This is a genomic window from Yoonia sp. D2-7 (assembly GCF_055809435.1).
In genome coordinates, this window is sequence record NZ_CM147912.1 from 3,387,534 (window position 1) to 3,401,062 (window position 13,529).

At 57.0% G+C, this 13,529-nt stretch carries 13 protein-coding genes; 7 read left to right on the forward strand and 6 right to left on the reverse strand.

The features are described 5' to 3' along the window. The first annotated feature begins 22 nt into the window (after nt 1-22). Nucleotides 23-835: a protein-disulfide reductase DsbD domain-containing protein gene (locus tag AC0L7R_RS16795; protein WP_473657994.1), complete on the forward strand. Its 813-nt coding sequence runs from the start codon at nt 23-25 to the stop codon at nt 833-835. Here AC0L7R_RS16795 and AC0L7R_RS16800 read toward each other — a convergent pair. From AC0L7R_RS16800 to AC0L7R_RS16815, 4 genes are all read right to left on the reverse strand, one after another. Continuing rightward, on the reverse strand, nt 832-4,227 hold the full coding sequence (locus AC0L7R_RS16800) for an efflux RND transporter permease subunit (RefSeq protein WP_473657995.1): 3,396 nt from the start codon (nt 4,225-4,227) through the stop codon (nt 832-834). The genes AC0L7R_RS16795 and AC0L7R_RS16800 overlap by 4 nt on opposite strands. Nucleotides 4,228-4,230: 3 nt before the next feature. Continuing rightward, a complete protein-coding gene (locus AC0L7R_RS16805) occupies nt 4,231-5,688 on the reverse strand; it encodes an efflux RND transporter periplasmic adaptor subunit (RefSeq protein ID WP_348394130.1) in 1,458 nt (485 codons plus the stop codon). 74 nt (nt 5,689-5,762) lie between these two features. Continuing rightward, the gene (moaB, locus tag AC0L7R_RS16810; RefSeq protein WP_473657997.1) at nt 5,763-6,293 is read right to left on the reverse strand and encodes a molybdenum cofactor biosynthesis protein B; all 531 of its coding nucleotides are present in this window, start codon (nt 6,291-6,293) and stop codon (nt 5,763-5,765) included. Next, nucleotides 6,290-7,186, reverse strand: a complete 897-nt coding sequence (locus AC0L7R_RS16815; protein ID WP_473657998.1) for a uracil-DNA glycosylase family protein — start codon at nt 7,184-7,186, stop codon at nt 6,290-6,292. The genes moaB and AC0L7R_RS16815 overlap by 4 nt, the downstream gene beginning before the upstream one ends. A 13-nt stretch (nt 7,187-7,199) precedes the next feature. Between AC0L7R_RS16815 and AC0L7R_RS16820 the strand changes: the two genes are divergently transcribed. Genes AC0L7R_RS16820 through plsY form a run of 5 tightly spaced genes read left to right on the forward strand, consistent with a single transcriptional unit; the run spans nt 7,200 to nt 11,129 of the window. After that, nucleotides 7,200-8,159, forward strand: coding sequence for an aspartate carbamoyltransferase catalytic subunit (locus tag AC0L7R_RS16820; RefSeq protein ID WP_247128541.1), 960 nt, complete (start codon nt 7,200-7,202; stop codon nt 8,157-8,159). Next, entirely contained in the window at nt 8,156-8,692 is a 537-nt protein-coding gene (locus AC0L7R_RS16825) for a hypothetical protein (RefSeq protein ID WP_473657999.1), read from the forward strand. Before AC0L7R_RS16820 ends, AC0L7R_RS16825 begins: the two co-directional genes overlap by 4 nt. Next, on the forward strand, nt 8,692-9,189 hold the full coding sequence (locus AC0L7R_RS16830) for a hypothetical protein (protein WP_473658001.1): 498 nt from the start codon (nt 8,692-8,694) through the stop codon (nt 9,187-9,189). The genes AC0L7R_RS16825 and AC0L7R_RS16830 overlap by 1 nt, the downstream gene beginning before the upstream one ends. A gap of 42 nt (nt 9,190-9,231) precedes the next feature. After that, nucleotides 9,232-10,512 carry a dihydroorotase gene (pyrC, locus tag AC0L7R_RS16835; protein WP_473658002.1) on the forward strand — a complete coding sequence of 427 codons (1,281 nt, stop codon included), beginning with the start codon at nt 9,232-9,234 and terminating at the stop codon, nt 10,510-10,512. Between the two features lie 2 nt (nt 10,513-10,514). Continuing rightward, nucleotides 10,515-11,129: a glycerol-3-phosphate 1-O-acyltransferase PlsY gene (plsY, locus tag AC0L7R_RS16840; protein WP_473658003.1), complete on the forward strand. Its 615-nt coding sequence runs from the start codon at nt 10,515-10,517 to the stop codon at nt 11,127-11,129. On the opposite strand, the gene AC0L7R_RS16845 is transcribed toward plsY, so the two are convergent. Further along, a complete protein-coding gene (locus AC0L7R_RS16845) occupies nt 11,112-11,453 on the reverse strand; it encodes a hypothetical protein (RefSeq protein WP_473658005.1) in 342 nt (113 codons plus the stop codon). The two genes, plsY and AC0L7R_RS16845, sit on opposite strands and share 18 nt — an antisense overlap. Before the next feature lie 141 nt (nt 11,454-11,594). Here AC0L7R_RS16845 and AC0L7R_RS16850 point away from each other — a divergent pair, with 141 nt between their 5' ends. Next, on the forward strand, nt 11,595-11,948 hold the full coding sequence (locus AC0L7R_RS16850) for a DUF805 domain-containing protein (protein WP_473658006.1): 354 nt from the start codon (nt 11,595-11,597) through the stop codon (nt 11,946-11,948). Nucleotides 11,949-12,136: 188 nt separating this feature from the next. On the opposite strand, the gene AC0L7R_RS16855 is transcribed toward AC0L7R_RS16850, so the two are convergent. Next, entirely contained in the window at nt 12,137-13,507 is a 1,371-nt protein-coding gene (locus AC0L7R_RS16855; protein WP_473658007.1) for a glutamate--cysteine ligase, read from the reverse strand. Nucleotides 13,508-13,529: the final 22 nt, after the last annotated feature.

The following is a 13,529-nucleotide window of genomic DNA, read 5'->3' on the forward strand; positions in this document are numbered from 1 at the left end:
CGTTCCTGACTATGTAGAGGTTATGAAAACACTAACCGCGATTCTTAAGACGACTTGTTTGATGGCTGCGACGCTGGCCTCACCCGCGATGGCGGGCCCTTTTGACGATCTTGCCCGAATCGACGTCATCCCTGGATGGCAAACGCCGTCAGGGACACACATGGCTGGTGTCCGCGTGACATTGCGGCCCGGCTGGAAAACCTATTGGCGTGCACCCGGTGACGCAGGCATCCCGCCGCAGTTTTCATGGACAGGATCGCAGAACATCACTGCCGCCCAATTTCATTGGCCCGTCCCACAGGTCTTTGAACAAGGTGCCATGCAGTCAATCGGGTATCACGATACGCTGGTTCTGCCGATCGAATTGACGCAAGTGGACCCGAATGCGCCCATTCACATGTCTGGCGAAATCACCATTGGCGTGTGCGAAGACATTTGCGTACCCGTTTCATTGCCATTCGATGCCCTACTTCCCGCTGATGGACGCCGCGATGGCGCCATCACCGCGTCGTTGCTGAACCAGCCGGTTTCCGCGCGCGATGCTGGTGTGCAAACCGCAACCTGTGATGTGTCCCCGGGGGAACGCGGCTTGATGGTGACTGCCACGTTAACGATGCCCCCCGCAGGCCAAACAGAGGCCGTTATTGTCGAAGCAGGCAATCCGGAAATTTGGGTGTCGCAGGCAGACATAACGCGCAATGGCGATACTTTGCAGGCGACCGTGGATATGATCCACGCGTCATCCAGCAGCTTTGCGCTTGATCGTTCAGCGATCCGGATCACAGTCCTTGGCAGTGATTACGCCGTTGACGTGCGTGGCTGCCCCAAAGGTTAGGCCTTACGCCACCGCAACGCCAACCCGATGCCAGCGATCATGTAGATTCCCATCAGCGCGACGGCCAAACCGCCTGCGAATATCCCGAACGCAGCCCCGAACCCGCCCGACAACGCAGGCAGGATCGCGACGGCTTGTGGCAACGCAGCACCCGTCACGATCACGGGCCCCAACGTGACAGCAAACAATCCAACCGCCACGCATGCACCCAACATCGCAGGCCATGTTGCCCCGAATTTGCGGACACGCAGCGCACGTTTCGCGGCCCGTATTTGTTTGCCGACATCAGCCTGAATAGCCATCAGCGCAGGAATGATAAACATAACCAACACCATCCCAAACCCAAGCCCGAAGACCAAGGTCACGACGGTTGGCTTCAGAAACTCGGCTTGGTTCGATCCTTCGTAAAGCAGTGGTGCCAGCCCAAGAACCGTCGTCAGTGTTGTCAGCAGCACAGGACGTAATCTGTCCGCTGTCCCGTCGATAATCGCAGGAAAGATACCGCGATCGGCAGCGTATTCATCAATCGTCGTGACCAGCACGATACTGTCGTTGATAATGATCCCAACCATGCCCAGCATGCCGACAACCGTGAACAAGCTCATCGGGATGCCCCATGCGTTATGTCCGTAGATTGTCCCGATCAATGCAAATGGGATCACCGACATCACGACAATCGGGCGCGACCAGCTAGAGAATATCCAAGCAAGCACCAGATAGATACCCACCAGAACCAAGATCAGCCCGTTGCGCGCGTCTTCGACAAAAGCGCGTTCCTGTTCGCTTTGCCCCGACAACGCCGTGTCGACACCAAACCGCGTCTCGATTCCCGGCAAGATATCTTCGTTAATCGAAAGCTGCACTTGGGCGGCACGATCGGCGTCTTCATCATCCAAGTCACCCAGCACAGAAATCAGCAATATCCCGTTTTCACGCCGCACCGTGGAAAACCCTGTCCGGCTTTCGACAGTCACAACGTCAGCCAAAGGCACATAAACGCCGCTCGGTGTTCGGATTTGCGTTCGATCCAGAAAATCAGCGGACAATTCACCTGCCGGAAGTTCCACACGGATCGTCGCAGAGCGGGTGCCATCAGGATAGGACGCCGCTTCGATACCACCCAGTTTTTCACGCAGAACACGGCCAAGCCCGTCAATGTTCAGCCCCAATGCTTGCCCTTGCGGTGTCAGATCAAGGATCAGTTCTTCTTTGTCATAGGCCAGCGTGTCTTCAAGACCGGAAATCTCTGGGAATTGGAGCAGTTCGGTTTTCAACGCTTCGGCCGCTGCTTTCAGCGTTTCGGCATCTGCCCCGAACATCTGGATATCAAGGCTATCGCCACCCGGACCACTGCCCCAAGACCGGAAGCTGACTGTTTCGGCCATAGGATGTTGGCGGACGCTGTCTTGCAGGTCCGATACGAATGTTCCGCTCGTGTAAGGACGGCTATCCGCGTCTATCAATTCAATCGTAATCGCGCCCAGTTGATCCGCACTTTTACTGTCAGCCCCAGACAGGGCGCGGCCAGAATTGCCACCGATTTGCGCGAAGACATAAACAAGCGGATTGATCCCATGTTCATCTTCATATTTCGCGCCCAGCGCTTCGGTCGCGCGTTGCATTTCCTGCATCATCTCGAAGGTATCGTCGCGCGTAGCCCCCGGTAGCATGGCAAAATTACCTGTCACCTGACCCTGTTCAGGCGCGGAAAAGAACCGCCATTGCACGTCGCCCGTGATGACCAAAGCCACCTGCGACGCCAGCAGCACCAACCCGCCCGCAAAAACAGGGTACCGCGCCCAGATGACGCCCGCCATGAATGGCCGGAACAGGTTTTCTTTCACCGCATCGAACCCGCGGTTCACGATCCGCGACGGCATGTCATACCAATGTTCTTTCGATGTCGTGGCAATCGCATGCGACAAGTGGTTCGGCAGAATGAGAAAACATTCGACCAAAGATGCCGCTAAAACAACGATTACGGTAAACGGAATGTCCGCGATCAAGTCGCCGAACCGTCCACCGATCACAACCAGACCAAAGAACGCGATAATGGTTGTGATCGTCGAAGAAAATACAGGGCTGAACATGCGCCGCGCTGCATTCTCGGCTGCTTCAACAGGGTGTTCGCGCAGGTTACGCGCCCTGAAATCTGCGTGTTCACCGACAACGATGGCATCATCGACCACGATCCCAAGCGTGATGATCAGCGCAAAAAGCGAGATCATATTGATGGTCAGACCCGAGACATACATCAGCGCAATCGCCGCGAGCATCGCGACCGGAATACCCGCCGCGACCCAAAACGCTGTGCGCGCATTCAGGAACAAGAATAACAATCCGACGACCAACGCCAACCCCATCAGGCCGTTTTCCAGCAGGATATCCAGACGCGCCTGAATCACCTCTGCCCGCGCGGACACGAGATCAATCTCGACACCTTGTGGCAGTGACGCTTTCAGTTCGTCCGCGACTTCTTGAACAGTGTCTTGGATACCAATCGCGTCGCCTTGCGCGGTACGCTGGACTTCGATCTGGATCGCTGGGTTGCCGCCCACGTAATAGGCGCGTTCACGGTCCACACCTTCAACGCGCACATTGGCCACGTCGCCGATCGTCAGACTAGACCCATCAGGATTAGCTCGCAGAACAATGGCTTCAATTTCATCGGCAGATCGTTTTGCAACACCCGTACGCACACGGGCCGCATTGGACACATCACCCGCAGGATCAGCGGCGGCTTCTTCGCCGATCCGGTCTGCGATGTCAGACAACCCGATGTCATATTCGATTAGCGACAGTGACGGCACTTCGACGATTGTCGAAGGCGCCGCAACGCCGCGAATATTGACCTTTGTGACCCCTTCCGCAAACAGGCGCACAACCATTTCATCGGCAAAACGGCCCAATTGTTCGACGCCAACCGGACCCGTGAGCATGACGTTGGTCACACGATCACGCCACCCGCCGCGCCTGATCTCTGGGTCTTCCGCATCTGTGGGCAGGTTATTTGTACTATCGACAGCGAGCTGCACATCTTCGGCGGCACGATCAATGTCATAGCCGGGTTCAAACTCTAACCGGATACTTGCGCGGCCTTCTTGCGATGTGGCTGCCGATGATGACACGCCTTCAACCGCCAACAACACAGGTTCCAAAACCTGCACGATGGCCGCGTCGACGTCCTCTGCACCAGCGCCCGACCACGCGACATTGACCGACAGATCGTCGACGACAACATCGGGAAAGAACTGCGCCCGCATATTGGGGAATGCGAACAAACCCGCAGACAGCATCAACACCAGCAGCAAGTTCGCCGCCGTCCGATGCCGTGTAAAATATGACAGGATGCCGCCTGCCCCCTTCGTCAAGATCGCGCCACCCGTTGCCATGATCTAGCCCCCCATCCGGCCTTCGATCCGGTTCACTGTTGCGACCGGAATTTCGTCGGCGTCTAGCTGGGACAGAATGCGGGCCTTTGCGTCGTCGGGCATGCGGGATGCTTCGACAAAAGCGACGATCTTTGCTTTGCGTTCAGGATCAAGCGTGACCATTTCAGGCTCTGCTGGAGCTTCATCCGCTTGACCGGGGCGGATCGGGTCCACCTTGATCCCCGCGCCCAACAAAGGCGACCGTTCCGCAACAATCGTTTCACCTGCAAGACCGCGCACGGTGATAATCACGTCGTCACCCTGCCTGCGCAAAAGTTCGACCTGCTCTGACGACAAACGGTCTTCTTCGCCGACGACCAGAACCGTGCCATCAGCGGCCACGGCAGTCGCGGGCACCTGTGCGACGCGGTTCAACACGGGTTCTTCGATCCGGACCGTCACGAAATCACCGGGTCGGAACCCACCAGATCCTTCAAGACGCGCAAACAAAAGTCGCCCTGTCTGGCCTTCGCCAACAGCGGCACTTTCACGGGTGATCTGACCTGTCGCGATCAGATCAACACCTGACACATCAAGACCTACGGAAATCGGCGCGTTTAGCAGATCACCTGCCCCATCCAACAAACGGGCATATTGTGACGTCGACACCCTGAACGACACCTCAAGCGCATCAGGGTCGATCAGTTGGGCAATCCGTTCATTTGCCGTAATCCGACCGCCGGGAATAACGCCAACGTCGGACAGAGCACCGTCGAAATCAGCAGTGACGCGTGTATTGGCGAGGGTACGTTCTGCTTCGCTAAGGGTAATTTGAGCGCGCGCAAGTCTGGTCGTCGCTTGATCCAATCGTGCCTCGGCCTGCGCAACTGATTGCCTGCGTGACAGAACCGCCGCGTCTGATGCTGATGCCGCAAGCTCTGCGGTTTCGACTGCGGCTGCCGTACCGACACCACGTGTCTGCAAATCACGCGCACGCGTCAGGGCTGCCGCACGCAATGTCGCCTGTGATTGCGCCGCGACAAGTTCGTCTTCGTTCAGTGCAAGCCCGCGTTCTGCATCGCGTAATTCGGCCTGCGCGTCCTGCAAATCCGCCCGCACACGGTCCAAGGCAGACTGGGCTTCAAACGGGTCGATCTGGGCAATAACCTGCCCTGCCTTCACCAGCGCGCCTTCGGTCAGGTTTACGTCTGCTTCCAGCACGGTCCCCCCAACAGGGCTGCGCAGATCAAGACTACGCTGGCTTTGCAGTTCACCGAAGACAGTCATAATGGGCGCGATTGTCTGCGGTTCTAACGTCACCACATTGACTGCAAAGACCCGTTCGCGTTGCGGAAAACTACGCGGTTCCTGTGCCATCCGTTCCGTGACAGCCCCACGCACCATGTTCCCGGCCCACGCCATCAACGCCAAAGTGACAGACAACAGGAAGATGCCAACAAGGCTTCGACGTAAAAATCGCATGTTTGTATACTCCTGAAATCAATACGCCCGCGCCCCGCAGACGGATCATTCACTGTATCAAACGACGCGTGAAATCATTTCCGTCGCTGATGTTCGTCTAAACGTGGCATTATTTCTACAAAATTGCAGGGCATGTGCCGATAGTCGAGCTGCTTCACAAGAATTTCATCCCACGCGTCTTTGCACGCTCCCGGACTGCCGGGCAGTGCAAACAGGTACGTTCCGTTCGCAACACCACCCGTCGCACGGCTTTGGATCGCGGATGTTCCGATCTTTTGCATGGAAACGATGGTGAAAACGGTCCCGAATGCGTCGATCTCTTTTTCATAGACATCGCGGTGCGCTTCGACGGTCACGTCACGGCCTGTCAGGCCTGTCCCACCCGTCGAGATGACGACATCTACCGCATCATCCGCACACCATTTACGCAGTTGATCCGCGATCTGATCACGTTCATCCGGCAGGATCATGCGATCCGCAAGCAGATGCCCCGCGTCCTCCAATCGTGCCACAAGCGTGTTGCCCGATTTATCATCGTCCAGCGTCCGCGTGTCACTAACCGTCAGCACAGCGATACGTGTTGGCAAAAAGGCGCGGTCGGTCATGTGGCGAGATCCCTGAGTTTAGCTTGCACCGACAACAAATCAGCCCAAGCGTCGCGTTTCGCAAGCGGGTTCTTCAGCAGCGACACAGGATGCGCCATCGGCATCGCAGGACGTCCAACGACATCGGTCCATTTACCACGCAGGCCCCTGATCCCGCCGCGCCCCAACAACATCTGGCAAGGCGTATTGCCCATCAAAATCACCACATCAGGGTTTGCCAGCGCGATGTGGCGTTCCAGAAACGGACGCATCATTGCGAGGTCTTTGGCATTGGGCAGTGCATCGCCCGGCACCCGCCACGGCATCGCGGTTGTCAGATAAACGGACTGGGCCGCGTCTTCTGCATCTGCACGCAACGAAATTGCATCCATCATCTTGGCCAGCAAATCACCTTGGACACCCGCAAATGGCATGCCCGCCACATCTTCTTCGCGGGACGGTGCGTCGCCTACGATCATCACGCGCGCCGCAGGCTGGCCAGCCGCGAACACCATTTTGCGGGCACCTTTTTTCAGATGGCAATGTTCAAATCCATCAAGCGCGGCGCGAAGCCCGCCGATATCACCGGCACCGGCCGCCGCAGATTGCGCGAGTGCGACTGTATCCAGTTCCTTCACCGCCACGGGAATCGGCGGTTTGCCACCCGCATTCGGGTTCGGCGGCGTTTTAGGTTTGGCTGGTTCCAGATCATAGCGGTTCACGGGCGCTTCACTGATCGCTTCATCAGCGCCCAGTTCGACCTGCCATTCCAGCAGCGCGCGGTCGTCCCAATATGTATCCACAGAATCCATGACCCCATTCATATCCTTCAAATCGGACCTACGGTAGCGCTGATTGCGCGCACCCCGTTGCGTGATCGCAGCCTGCTTCATATAACGGCGCAAACCACGCATAAGGAACCGCCCCATGTCGTTTCGCGCCCAGCATCTTTTGGGGATAGAGCCGCTCCACCCCACAGAAATCACAGCCCTGCTCGATCTGGCGGATCAATATGCCGATAACCCCAATTCTGCGCGGCATCGCAGTACATTGGCCGGCATGACGCAAATCAACATGTTCTTTGAAAACTCGACCCGCACGCAGGCGAGTTTCGAACTGGCGGGCAAACGGCTAGGCGCTGACGTGATGAACATGGCGATGCAGGCGTCATCGCTGAAAAAGGGGGAAACGCTGATTGATACGGCGTTGACCCTGAATGCGATGCACCCCGATCTTTTGGTAGTACGTCATCCACATTCTGGCGCGGTCGATCTGCTGGCCCAGAAGGTCAACGGCGCGGTTCTGAACGCGGGCGACGGCAAACATGAACACCCGACGCAGGCTCTGCTGGATGCGCTGACAATTCGACGCGCAAAAGGCCGTTTGCACAGGCTTTCCGTCGCCATTTGCGGGGATATCGCCCATTCGCGTGTCGCACGGTCCAACATCATGCTGCTTGGTAAAATGGAAAATCGTATCCGCCTGATCGCCCCGCCGACATTGATGCCATCAGGCGTTGCAGAGTTCGGCTGCGAGGTCTTCCACAACATGGAGGAAGGCCTGAAAGACGTCGATGTCGTCATGATGCTACGACTTCAAAAGGAACGGATGGATGGCGGGTTCATCCCGTCAGAACGTGAATATTACCACCGTTACGGGCTGGATGCGGCCAAACTGGCGCACGCCAAACCTGACGCCATTGTCATGCACCCCGGCCCGATGAACCGCGGTGTTGAAATCGACGGGACGATCGCCGACGACATCAACCGGTCTGTTATCCAGACACAGGTCGAAATGGGTGTAGCTGTACGCATGGCCGCGATGGATTTGCTCGCGCGAAACCTACGGGCGCGACGTGGAGCTGCAATCGAAGGTGTCATGGCGTGACAAATGTGATCCTACCTCATGAACACGGTCGTGTTCGCGTGTTTCAGCTTGATCCAATTTTGTCAGGACAGTTGGGCGACACGTATGACGCCCTTGCTGATGCACTGAATGCACCGATCACGGCACCTGATGACGTTCAGATCGTATCAGCGGAAACCCTAAACGAAATTGGTTTGGCGCAATTCCTGATGCTTGGTTACGGGATATCTCAGGCCGATATGACGCCAGAAATGGACCAGCTGAATGGTCTCAAAGGTGACTTTGCCATCATCCGCTCTGGCGCATTCGGGGAAGCGGGCGCAGTGCTGCGCACAGATGGTGCAGCAAAGTTGGTCGCGACATTTACCGAAGAAGGTGCAGCGCCACCGCCGATGACACCGCTTACATCCGATAGTTCACAAGGCACGATCACGCCACCGGATGCCCCCGCGAAGAAACCCAAATCAGACGCCCGTATTGGTGGCATGGTGGCAACCGCCGCCTTGATCGTCATGGGGCTGTTGGTTTGGCTGATGATTTGGATCGGCGGTTAATGTCCGACTTTCCAGCCCTTCAGCCCGACGAGGAAATCCTGTGGGAAGGTCGCCCTGACACCAAACTGCGGTTTGGCATGGCGACAATGGCCACAGGCATTTTTGCGGTTGCATTGGTGCTGGCATGTCTTGGTCTCGCGACGGTGATTGATCGCGCCAATACCGGCAGCTATTGGGCGATCCTTGCGCCTGGCATCGTCGTAGGTGTGGTGATCGTTTTCGCAGGTCCGGTGATGGACAGTCTGACCCGTTACAACACACGCTATCGCCTGACCAATCAACGTATGCTGATCACCAAACCGATTGGTGTGCGATCCGCCAGCTATCCAATCCCGCCGCTCGATGACCTGATCTATCGCAATGGCACGCCGCCTTCGATCTACTTCGCAACACAGGTCAACGGGCGGACCTCAACAGACATCGGTTTCGAACGTATAGCGGATGCCCGCGAAGTGTTCATCCAGATGCGCAAACTTGCCGGAGACACCGATTTATGACACGTCTCACATCAACGGTTCAGCCCTTTAGAAAGACATGCAATGACTAAGCTCTTGTTCATAAACGCACGTTTGATCGACCCAGTGGCGTTGACCGACAAGGCTGGCGCGATACTGGTCGAAGATGGCGCGATCACCCGCGTGTTCGACGAAACCCAACCCGATATGACAGGCCCCACGGTCGTGGATTGTGGTGGTAAATGTCTGGCGCCTGGGATCGTTGATATTGGCGTTAAGGTCTCTGAACCGGGTGAACGGCATAAGGAAAGTTTCCGGTCTGCCGGACGTGCCGCCGCTGCTGGTGGCGTCACCACGATTGTGACGCGCCCAGACACGACGCCCGCGATTGATACACCTGAAACGCTCGAATTCGTTGCACGCCGCGCCGCGTTGGATGCGCCGGTGCGGGTGTTGCCAATGGCGGCCCTGACCAAAGAGCGCGAGGGGCGTGAAATGACGGAAATCGGGCTACTGACCGATGCTGGTGCCGTCGCGTTCACCGATTGCGACCGCGTCGTGACGAATACAAAGGTTTTTTCGCGGGCTTTGACCTACGCTAAATCGCTTGATGCCCTTGTGATTGCCCATGTCCAAGACCCAGGCCTGTCGCATGGCGCGGCCGTCACATCGGGCAAGTTTGCGTCCCTGCGTGGCCTGCCCGGCGTGTCGCCAATGGCCGAACGCATGGGGCTCGATCGTGACATCAGCCTGATTGAGATGACTGGCGCGCGCTACCACGCTGACCAAATCACCACGGCGCGTGCGCTGCCTGCGCTGGAACGCGCCAAGCGGAACGGTTTGCAAGTGACCGCGGGCATCGGCATCCACCATCTAACGCTGAACGAATTGGATGTCGCGGACTACCGGACGTTCTTTAAGATCAAACCGCCGTTGCGGTCCGAAGAAGACCGGGTCGCGGTGGTCCAAGCGGTCGCGGATGGCCTGATCGACATCATCAGTTCGATGCACACACCACAAGACGAAGAAAGCAAACGCCTGCCCTACGAAGAAGCGGCAAGCGGGGCGGTTGGGCTAGAAACGTTGCTGCCTGCCGCACTACGCCTATACCACGAAGACCAAATCGACCTGCCACGCTTGTTCAGAGCACTTTCTCTGAACCCGTCACGTCTGCTGGGTTTGGGAAGCGGACGCATGACGGAAGGTGCGCCTGCCGATCTGGTCTTGTTCGACGCAGATGCGCCATTCGTGCTGAACCGCGAAACGCTACAGTCAAAATCCAAAAATACGCCGTTTGATGGCGCACGTATGCAGGGCCGCGTTTTGGGAACGTGGGTCGCAGGCAATCGCGTGGCGGGGGAATAATCATGCCAGAATTGACAACAGGAATGGGCGGTCTGCTGCTTTGGGCTGCGATCGGTTATCTGCTGGGATCCGTGCCTTACGGCATGATAATCGCGAAGGCACTGAACCTTGGCAATCTGCGCGAAATCGGGTCCGGCAACATCGGGGCGACCAATGTCTTGCGGACCGGTAACAAAAAGGCGGCGGCGCTGACGCTGATCTTTGATGCAGGCAAAGGGGCTGTCGCCGTTCTGCTGGCACGCGCATTTGCAGGCGAAGACGCAGTGCAAATCGCAGCATTGGCGGCATTTCTGGGCCATTGTTTTCCTGTCTGGTTGGGCTTTAAAGGCGGCAAAGGTGTCGCAACCCATCTCGGGATGATGTGGGCATTGGCATGGCCGATTGGGCTGGCATGCTGTCTGACTTGGCTTGCTGTTGCGGCCGTGTTCCGGTTTTCGTCGCTGGCCGCTTTGCTGGCCGCCGGGTTTGCGCCCGCCTTCGCAATCTTCTTCGGATACGGCACATTGATTGTATTGCTGCTGGTCCTCGCCGTGCTGGTCTACCTCCGGCACAGCGCCAACATTGGTCGTCTGCGGGCAGGGACAGAAACCAAGATCGGATCAAAGAAGGCCGAATGACACCTTCCGCCTGATCCACCACGCAGCCGCCCCGACACCGCCAAAAACACCGAGCGGCCCAAAATCGACGCCCGCATAATACAGCAGGGCAATCGTCAACGCGATCAGGATCGGCAGGTGCGTTAACGGGCGCAGTGTGTCTGCGAGGCTTTGTATGCGCAGCACCCAAGCGATGAAAAAGATCGGCGGTCCGGCGAGAAGCACACCAGCCCACGCTCCCATAACAAAGGCGCTTCCCGCCTGAGGGTGTAGTGCAGTGATCCCAGTCACCGGCAAAGCCAGTAGAATGATCATGATCCAGCGGGGATTCAGCAGAAACGACAAAGTGCCCCTTTCTTAGGACTGAAACCGGTGGCGGCAGTAGCACACGGTGCGGAAAACCGGACCTTGCGTCAAGCATGTAGGTCTCGTTAATCTTCACACATCATTAAACATTTCATTTCTCACCGACAAAGGCCATTTCTCATGGATTTCCAAACTTCCGTCAAAACGTGCTTCAATAAATACGCCGACTTTACGGGTCGCGCCCGTCGTTCAGAACTGTGGTGGTTCGCAATGTTTGCCTTCGTCCTTGGGCTGGTCACAACTGCGTTGGATGCGATGTTGGGCACGTTTGGGATTTTGAATGCAATCGGTTCGCTTGCGATCCTTTTACCTAGCATTGCGGTTGGCGTGCGTCGCCTGCACGACCGCGACATGGTCGGCTGGTGGTACCTGATCGCCTTTATTCCCGCGGTCGGCGCCATCGCCTTGATCATCATTTTCTGCCTCAAGGGCACTGAAGGACCAAACCGGTTCGGCGCAGACCCGCTTGCTTAAGTGAACGACGGTTCGCGTTAACCACGTGTTAGGGCGAATCGTTCAAATGTGACGTAAGACAAACGTTGACCTTGCGCCGCGCCGAACGCGTAGCTTAGCATCCAATGGCCGCCTAAAGTGGCGGATGAATATGTCTGGCAAAGCCGGACAGGATCGCAAATGTTCAACGTTTGTCTTTAAACCAGCGCTTAGTAGGAAAAATCGCTGTAGATCTTTTTCAGATCACCGTTCCAGTCGCCATTGTAGTGATCCAGCAATTCATCCGCAGGCGTTTTGCCTGTCTCGATGGTTTCATGCAGCGCGTTCAGGAAATGGGTTTCGTCCGCGACCATGCCGCCTGCACCGGGTTTCGCCCGTGCTTTCAGGCCAGCATGTGAAATTGCCACCACTTCGCGCGCCAGATCGTGCATGTTGATGCCGTCGACCTTGGCCTGTAACCCATCAATGGATGCCGCCACGCGCAGTGCTTCGCGTTGTTCAGCGGTCCAGTCTTTGCACAAGTCCCACGCGGCATCCAAAGCCGTCTGGTCGTACATCATGCCAACCCAGAACGCGGGCAAGGCACACAACCGCCGCCAAGGGCCGCCATCCGCGCCGCGCATTTCAATGAACTGTTTGATCCGCGCTTCAGGGAAAACGGTTGTCAGATGATCCGCCCAGTCGGACAACAATGGCTTTTCACCGGGTAGCGCAGGCAATTCGCCCTTCAGGAAATCGCGGAACGACATGCCCAGCGCGTCGATATATTTTCCGTCGCGGTAGACAAAATACATCGGCACATCGAGCACCCAATCGACCCAGCGTTCAAACCCCATACCGTCTTCAAAAACCCAAGGCAGCATGCCCGTGCGACTATCATCCAAGCTACGCCAGATGCGCGAACGCCACGATTTGTGACCGTTCGGCGTGCCTTCAAAGAAGGGTGAATTCGCAAAAAGCGCAGTCGCCACAGGCTGCAACGCCAGCGACGTGCGCAGCTTTTGCACCATGTCGGCTTCAGACCCGAAATCGAGGTTGACCTGAACCGTACAGGTCCGGCGCATCATCTGTGTCCCGTGCGTGCCGACCTTTTCCATATAAGCATTCATCAGCTTATAACGACCCTTGGGCATCAGCGGCATTTGGTCGTGCGTCCATTCGGGGGCAGCGCCCAAACCGATGAACTTCACGCCAATTTCGTCCGCGACAGACTTCACTTCTTCAAGGTGGGTATTCACTTCGTCACAGGTCTGGTGAATCGTCTCGAGCGGCGCACCGGACAGTTCCAACTGGCCACCCGGTTCGAGCGACACATTTGCCCCGTCTTTGGTCAAGCCGATGATGTTGCCACCTTCTTCGACAGGTGCCCAATTGTAACGGGTTTTCAGGCCATTCAGCACCGCCTTGATCGACCGATCACCTTCGTATGGCAATGGCATCAGACTGTCTTGGCAATACCCGAACTTTTCGTGCTCGGTGCCGATACGCCAGTCTTCTTTTGGCTTACAGCCCTTCGACAGCATTTCTGCCAGTTGAGAATGATCTTCGATCAGGCCGCCGCCGGTTTGGGGAATGGACATCTGCTGGTCTTTCTCAACTTGG

Excerpts from the sequence above, each read along its gene's own strand:
- AC0L7R_RS16805 (WP_348394130.1), bottom strand. The coding sequence starts at position 5,688 with ATGCGATTTTTACGTCGAAGCCTTGTTGGCATCTTCCTGTTGTCTGTC.
- AC0L7R_RS16850 (WP_473658006.1), top strand. The coding sequence starts at position 11,595 with ATGGATTTCCAAACTTCCGTCAAAACGTGCTTCAATAAATACGCCGAC.
- AC0L7R_RS16795 (WP_473657994.1), top strand. The coding sequence starts at position 23 with ATGAAAACACTAACCGCGATTCTTAAGACGACTTGTTTGATGGCTGCG.
- pyrC (WP_473658002.1), top strand. The coding sequence starts at position 9,232 with ATGACTAAGCTCTTGTTCATAAACGCACGTTTGATCGACCCAGTGGCG.
- AC0L7R_RS16830 (WP_473658001.1), top strand. The coding sequence starts at position 8,692 with ATGTCCGACTTTCCAGCCCTTCAGCCCGACGAGGAAATCCTGTGGGAA.
- AC0L7R_RS16800 (WP_473657995.1), bottom strand. The coding sequence starts at position 4,227 with ATGGCAACGGGTGGCGCGATCTTGACGAAGGGGGCAGGCGGCATCCTG.
- AC0L7R_RS16820 (WP_247128541.1), top strand. The coding sequence starts at position 7,200 with ATGTCGTTTCGCGCCCAGCATCTTTTGGGGATAGAGCCGCTCCACCCC.
- AC0L7R_RS16815 (WP_473657998.1), bottom strand. The coding sequence starts at position 7,186 with ATGCGTGGTTTGCGCCGTTATATGAAGCAGGCTGCGATCACGCAACGG.
- plsY (WP_473658003.1), top strand. The coding sequence starts at position 10,515 with ATGCCAGAATTGACAACAGGAATGGGCGGTCTGCTGCTTTGGGCTGCG.
- AC0L7R_RS16855 (WP_473658007.1), bottom strand. The coding sequence starts at position 13,507 with ATGTCCATTCCCCAAACCGGCGGCGGCCTGATCGAAGATCATTCTCAA.
- moaB (WP_473657997.1), bottom strand. The coding sequence starts at position 6,293 with ATGACCGACCGCGCCTTTTTGCCAACACGTATCGCTGTGCTGACGGTT.